At 50.9% G+C, this 6,924-nt stretch carries 3 protein-coding genes; all 3 read left to right on the forward strand.

The window, feature by feature from the left end; translation table 11 throughout:
- The first annotated feature begins 402 nt into the window (after positions 1–402).
- Positions 403–1,659 carry a hypothetical protein gene (locus BN93_RS07630; protein ID WP_232211138.1) on the forward strand — a complete coding sequence of 419 codons (1,257 nt, stop codon included), beginning with the start codon at positions 403–405 and terminating at the stop codon, positions 1,657–1,659.
- Between the two features lie 871 nt (positions 1,660–2,530).
- Positions 2,531–5,626 carry a SusC/RagA family TonB-linked outer membrane protein gene (locus tag BN93_RS07635; RefSeq protein ID WP_044260089.1) on the forward strand — a complete coding sequence of 1,032 codons (3,096 nt, stop codon included), beginning with the start codon at positions 2,531–2,533 and terminating at the stop codon, positions 5,624–5,626.
- Positions 5,627–5,670: 44 nt separating this feature from the next.
- A partial coding sequence (locus BN93_RS07640; RefSeq protein ID WP_044260090.1) for a SusD/RagB family nutrient-binding outer membrane lipoprotein occupies positions 5,671–6,924 on the forward strand: 1,254 nt, incomplete at its 3' end.

Genomic DNA, 6,924 nt, shown 5'->3' on the forward strand with positions numbered 1-6,924 from the left:
AGGGGANAGGGGAGTGATGTGCTTAATGAGTAGACAAAAAAGCCTCACCCCCTACCCCTCTCCAAGGGGAGAGGGGAGTGATTAGCTTAATAAGTAGACAAAGCCTCACCCCCTACCCCTCTCCAAGGGGAGAGGGGAGTGATTAGCTTTGTGAGTTGACAAGTTCGCGAGTTGACGAGATGACGAGCTGACAAGTTGACGAGTTAACAAGGTAAGTAGCCACTAGGTAACAAAAGCATACGGCTTAACTCCTTAACTCCTTAACTCCATAACTCCATAACTCCATAACTCCTTAACCCCTTAACTCCTTATTTCCTTACAGCAACCCTATTAATTAACAAGGCCATTCACTCCCCCGCCCTTTGGAGAGGGGCTGGGGGTGGGGCCAATTTCAAAATGACAATGAAATCAAGACATATATCAATAGCCATGTTGGCCCTGGCCACTGCCCTAACATCGTGCGACGGTTGGATAGACAATGCCAAGACACCTAACAACATGCTCACCACCGAACAGATAACAACACCGAGCATGTTGGCCACCATTCGCACAGAAAACATAAAAGACGGGGCGATGATTGCCAATGTAAAGACCTTGGCCGGCGTGGCAGCTTCGGCCGCCTTCCTTACATCGGGCGCAATGACAGATGAGGTTGAACCAACAGCCAAGCCCAATTTCCTTATCTATAAGCAGCTTAAAAGCGACGACGTTAAACCCAACAGCGATGTGGCCGACACATGGAACAATCTGCAAAACTTTCGTGCAAGAGCCGAAGAGGTGCTACAAGTGGAGGCGAAACTAAGCAACGACGGCACGGAAAACTTTGATGCCGTACGCGCATACGCCCGCTACACTGGGCACCTGTACGCTGGTTTGGCCTATCAGCTGCTTGGAAAGATGTTCTCGAAAAGCACAGAGAGTGCCGAGGGCGTACGCGTAAACAACCAAATGGTAGGCAACGAAGAACTGCAAGACAAGGCCCAACAACACTATTCGCAGGCCTTAGACGAGGCCAAGGGCAAGCTCCTGGCCAATAAGAAGGGTGTGTTTGTGGCCGCAACAGCCGTTAAGCAGGTGCGCATGCTCATGGTGAAACTTGCCATGCAAAGGCAACGATATGCAGAAGCCGCTGCCCTGTGGAACGATGCCTATGCCAACAACATGCAGGTGGATGTGGTTTACAACATCAACGGCAACGCCAACCCCTTGTATTCGGCCGTCGGACTGCCTGCGATTAATGTACAGGTGGATGCCTCGTTGGTGGCTTCGCTTAAAGGGACGGCAGAGCAAAAGGCCATCAACACGGCCATAAACAAGGATGGACACCGATACTTAACGTCGCTGGAAAAATACGCTCCACTGGTTATCATCGACGAAAAGGAGATGAAACTTATCCAGGCCGAACTCATTGTGAGGGGCCTGATGCAGGGCGATGCCGCGCAATGTGTTAATAAGGTGCTTGCCCTTTATTCCACAGGGCAGACAATAACCGCCGCGCCAACCCTTGAAGAGTTGGCACATCTTCGGCACGTGTTCCTCTTCTTACACGGTTGTCGCATCGACGACCTGCGCCGGGCAATGGTAGATGGAGAGCCACAAGCCGCATGGAACGCCCGAAAGGTTAAGTACATACCCATGCCTGAGCCTGAATACAAGTAACAGGCGCATTCTTTTTCCGCAGACCCATTGAGGTTCGTTTACAATAGCCGCTATATGCAAAGCTTTTGTAAATGAACCTCAATGCTTTTTGGCAGAGCAAAAACCGAACTTCACTTCGCAAACCTATTATACGCAAAAGCATTGGCCTCAACACTTCTTTGCCATGAGCCAGTTTGCACATATCTGCATTAGAAACCATCATTAGGCACTGATACCAACACGCATCTCACCCAACCAAACGCCATAATAAAAGTTAATTTATCGCTAAAAATTGTTTTATATCAAGGATAACTATAACTTTGCACTCGAAAAAAGGTAAAAGCATAGCTGAGAATGCCACTGCAACAACACTTCAAACAGCGTGTTCGTAGAAGGCAATAACTTTACTGACGGCCTAACCGCCCCCCAATTTACTTAACAAATGAACTAAAAATAAGGTTAAGGCCACTAGATATTAGGTCGAATTATCTGCTTAACATCTCTGCCGAAGGACTTTTCTACAAGCCTCAACGCAATTAATTCAATTTGGAACTCGTGTTTTCTAACATTAGGAACAAACAGCAAAACAAGACAGACCAGCTAGCACTGAGCCACACTACGTTGCTCGGCCAACTAGGCACACCCTAGCCTTTGCTAAAAGCAAGTAAGTTCCCTCCCCCGCAAATGGGGCGGGAGAAACACTTTGCGCCTACGCCAATAAAGCAGGGTGCAATGGCTTACACGCTTACACAAGGCAAGGCATAACCCAGTTTGCACCTGCGCATACGCATTGCGCAACAAATTGGCTACTGCTATTCGCACCCTAACCCAAAGGTGCTTGCCCCCACAACAAAGAAACATCAATTTTCAAAAGTCATTCAAAATAACATCTATGAACAGGGAAAGAATCCTATCAACGGCAGTCTTTCTTGTCGGCATCGGCTCTGGCGTAATGGCCAGCAATGCCTATCCTAACAACAACGGGACGGCACTTGCCAAACAGCTGACAGAAAGGACTGGGGCGACTATGCCCAACAATCTACAACAAAAGCACAACGAGGTGAAGGTTACGGGAACGGTGTTCGACAGCATGAACGAACCCGTTATCGGCGCCACCGTGCGCGTTAAGGGCGAACAAACGGCCACCGTTACCGACATCGACGGTAACTTTACGCTTAACGCCCATGCTGGCGCAACACTCGTTATTAGCTACTTGGGCCACCAGACACAAGAAGTGGCCGTGCCTGCGAATGGCAATGTAACGGTTATGTTGAAGTCGGAATCGCGACAAATAGACGAGGTTGTGGTTACGGCCTTGGGTATTCGCCGTTCTGAAAAGGCACTGAGCTACAACGTACAGAAGGTGGGAACAGACGAACTGACCACAGTGAAGAACACCAACTTCATGAACTCGCTCAACGGTAAGGTGGCCGGTATCAACATCAACGCCTCCTCGGCGGGTATGGGTGGTGCAACGCGCGTGGTGATGCGTGGTCCTAAGAGTATCTCGCAAAGCAACCAAGCACTATATGTAATCGACGGTGTGCCAATTACCAACACCTCGCATGGCGAAACGGGCAGCATGTACTCGTCGCAACCCGGTTCGGAAGGCATTGCCGACATCAACCCCGAAGACATCGAAAGCATCTCGGTGCTTAGCGGTCCTGCCGCCGCTGCCCTTTATGGTTCGGCTGCCGCACAAGGTGTTGTGATGATTACCACCAAGAAAGGTAAGGAAGGCAAGGTTAGCGTTACCGTTAGCCACAGCACGCAGTTTGCAAACCCCTTCATCATGCCCGAGTTCCAAAACGAGTATGTTAACAAACCCGGAAGTGTTGCCAGCTGGGGCGAGAAAAAGCCGTCGGCGTATGGCAACTACGAGCCCAAGAACTTCTTCAACACGGGTACGAACATACAAAACAACGTGGCCCTTACTGCCGGCAACGACAAGAACCAAACTTACTTGTCGGTGGGTACTACCAATGCAGCCGGCATCTTGCCCAACAACAAGTACAACCGCTACAACTTGACGTTCAGAAACACAACGAACATGCTCGGCGACAAGCTGACACTAGACTTCGGACTGAACTACATTCTTGAAAACGACCGCAACCTTACCGCACAAGGACAATGGTTTAACCCCCTAACGGCCGTTTACCTATTCCCCCGCGGCGAAAGTTTCGATGCCGTTCGCACCTACGAGATATTCGACCCCAACCGCAATGTGTATGTACAGAACTGGAATTATGGCGACGCGCTGAAAATGCAAAACCCCTATTGGGTTACAAACCGCATGGTTCGCGAAAACCACCGCAGCCGTTACATGCTTAGCGGAAGCCTTAAATACAAGATTACCGACTGGCTAGACGTTACGGGAAGATTGCGCTGGGACGATGCTGCCGTTAAACAAGAAGACAAACGCTACGCATCTACCATCGACCTCTTCGCACATTCGAAGTACGGATACTACGGACATGCTAAGATTAACGACCAATCGCTATACGGCGACTTGATGGCTAACGTGAACAAGTCGTTCGAAAACTTCTCCATCGGTGCCAACGTGGGCGGTTCGTTCTCGCGAACAAAATACGACAACGAAGGTCATCAGGGCGGTTTGAAGGCACCATCGAACATCTTCACCCCCAACGCCATCGACTATTCGCTGGTTACAAACGACAACCGCCCCATCTACGACCTGCACAAACACGCCGTGAACTCGCTCTTTGCCAACGTTGAATTGGGATGGAAGAGCATGGTCTACCTAACCCTTACGGGACGTAACGACTGGGATTCGGCACTCGACGGTACCAGCAACGAGTCGTTCTTCTATCCCTCGGTGGGTATGTCGGGCGTTATTTCGCAAATGGTTAAGCTGCCTAAGTTCATCAATTACATGAAGGTTCGCGCCTCGTGGGCATCGGTAGGTAGTGCCATTTCGCCCAACATCACCTCGCGCTGGCGTTACGAATACGTTCCAGCATCGGGCACCTACCGCACCGTTACCTATCGTTTCCCCAAGACATTCTATCCTGAACGCACCGACTCGTGGGAGGCAGGTCTTACCGCGCGTTTCCTTAACAATGCACTAACGCTCGACCTGACGCTCTACCAGAGCAACACGCGCAAGCAAACCTTCCTACGCGACGTAACGGCAGGAGGATACGATAAGGAGTACATCCAGCTGGGTAACGTGCGCAACAGGGGTATAGAACTGTCGCTTGGCTACAATCACCGCTTTGGCGACTTGGATTGGAACTCCTCGTTCACGTTCAGCTCAAACCAAAACAAGATTGTTAAGCTGTTCGACGACGACAGAGAAGTGTCGAAGAAGGGCGGACTGAGTGGTGCCGAAATCATCTTGAAAAAGGGCGGCACGATGGGCGACATCTACATGTCTACCGACTTCCTTCGCGATAACGAGGGCAACATCGCTACCGACAACACGGGTAGTGTGCTGCAACGCAACCTAGACAACCCCGAATACCGCGGCTCTGTATTACCCAAAGCCAACATCGGTTTCTCTAACGAGTTCGCTTGGAAGGGTTTCAACTTCGGCTTCCTCATCACAGCTCGCTTTGGCGGCATCGTTCTATCGCAAACGCAAGCCATTCTCGACGCCTGGGGTGTTTCGAAAGCATCGGCAGACGCTCGCAACAACGGCGGCATCAACCTCAATGGCGGTAAGATTAGCGCCGAGAACTACTACCGCATCGTAGGTGGCGACAACCCCATTTGGAGCGAATACATTTACAGTGCAACCAATGCACGCGTACAAGAGGCGCATTTGGGCTACACGCTGCCCAAGAAGTGGCTCAAAGGCATGGAACTGTCGCTGGGACTAACTGCGAACAACCTCTTCTTCATTTACAACAAGGCTCCATTCGACCCCGAAGCCGTTGCCTCGACAGGTACCTACTATCAAGGTTTCGACTACTTTATGCAGCCTAGCTTGCGCTCGTTGGGCTTCAACGTAAAACTGAAATTCTAACGCACAAGCATACATTTTATATATTCAACACAAAGAATACAACGATGAACAACAAACATATATTGAAGTCGATGGCCTTGGGAGCCCTGCTAGTAGGCGGCTTAGCCATGCAAACGGCTTGCACCGCCGGTTTCGAAGAGGCCAACCGACCCGGCCATAAGGTATCGGCAGATGAGCTGGACCGCGACAATTACTCCACCAGTTCGTTCCTTACCCAATTGGTAAACGAGGCTTTCCCCGAACAAGAGAACACGTATCAGATGACCGAAGACCTCATCGGCAACTATCTGGGCCGCTATATGACTTATGCCAACAATGGTTTCAGCGACAAGAACTTCGCCCGTTTCAATGCGCCCAATGGTTGGGTGAGCTGGCCATTCAACAATTCACTGCCCAAAGCAACGTCGGCTTTCAAAGCCATCGCTGCCAAAACGGGTCGCGAAGGCGTGCTCTACGCCCAGGCATTGGTGCTCCGTGCACAGGTTTACCAACGCTATGTTGACATGTATGGCGCATTGCCCGTGGGCTTAGAGCAAGACGATGCCGCCTACTCTTCGCAAGAAGACGTATATAAGTTGCTCGTTGCCAACCTAGACACGGCCGCATTGCTGCTCAAACCGTTCAACACTTCAACCGTAAACGAAGAGAACGACAAGGTTTATGAGGGCAAAGTGTCTAAATGGTATAAGCTGGCCAACTCGTTGAAACTGAGAATGGCCATACGTATGCGCTATGCCGACCCTGCATTCGCAAAGAAAACGGGTGAGGCGGCCGTTGCTGCTGGCGTCATTACGAGCAACGACGACAATTGCGCCGTTACCTATGTACCCAACGGACAATATAAAACTTCTATTGAATGGGGCGACAGCCGCGCTTGTGCCGACTTGGAATGTTTCCTCACGGGTTATGCCGACCCACGCCTTAGAACGTACTTCAAACCTGCACAAAAGACATCGGGACGTGCCATCGTGGGCTGCCTGGCTGGTGCAAAGATTGAGAATAAGAAGAAAGCCAACGAGATTTATTCGGCTGCCAACGTGGGTCAGAACACTCGTGGCGTGTGGCTAACTGCCGCTGAAATGGCTTTCTGCCGCGCAGAAGGCGTGCTAGCCGGTTGGAGCGGCATGGGCGGAACGGCCAAAGACCTGTACGAAGAGGGCGTAAAACTGTCGTTCGAACAATGGGGAGCAGGCAGTGCTGCAAGCTATCTGGAAAACAGCACGGCCAAACAAGCCGACTATACCGATGCCGAAGGAGGTTTCGGACAGTCGCAAGCTGCCGTTAGCACCATCACCATC

Origin of the sequence: Prevotella conceptionensis 9403948, from assembly GCF_000312305.1 — a bacterium.
In the GTDB taxonomy this organism is placed as follows: Bacteria; Bacteroidota; Bacteroidia; order Bacteroidales; family Bacteroidaceae; genus Prevotella; species Prevotella conceptionensis.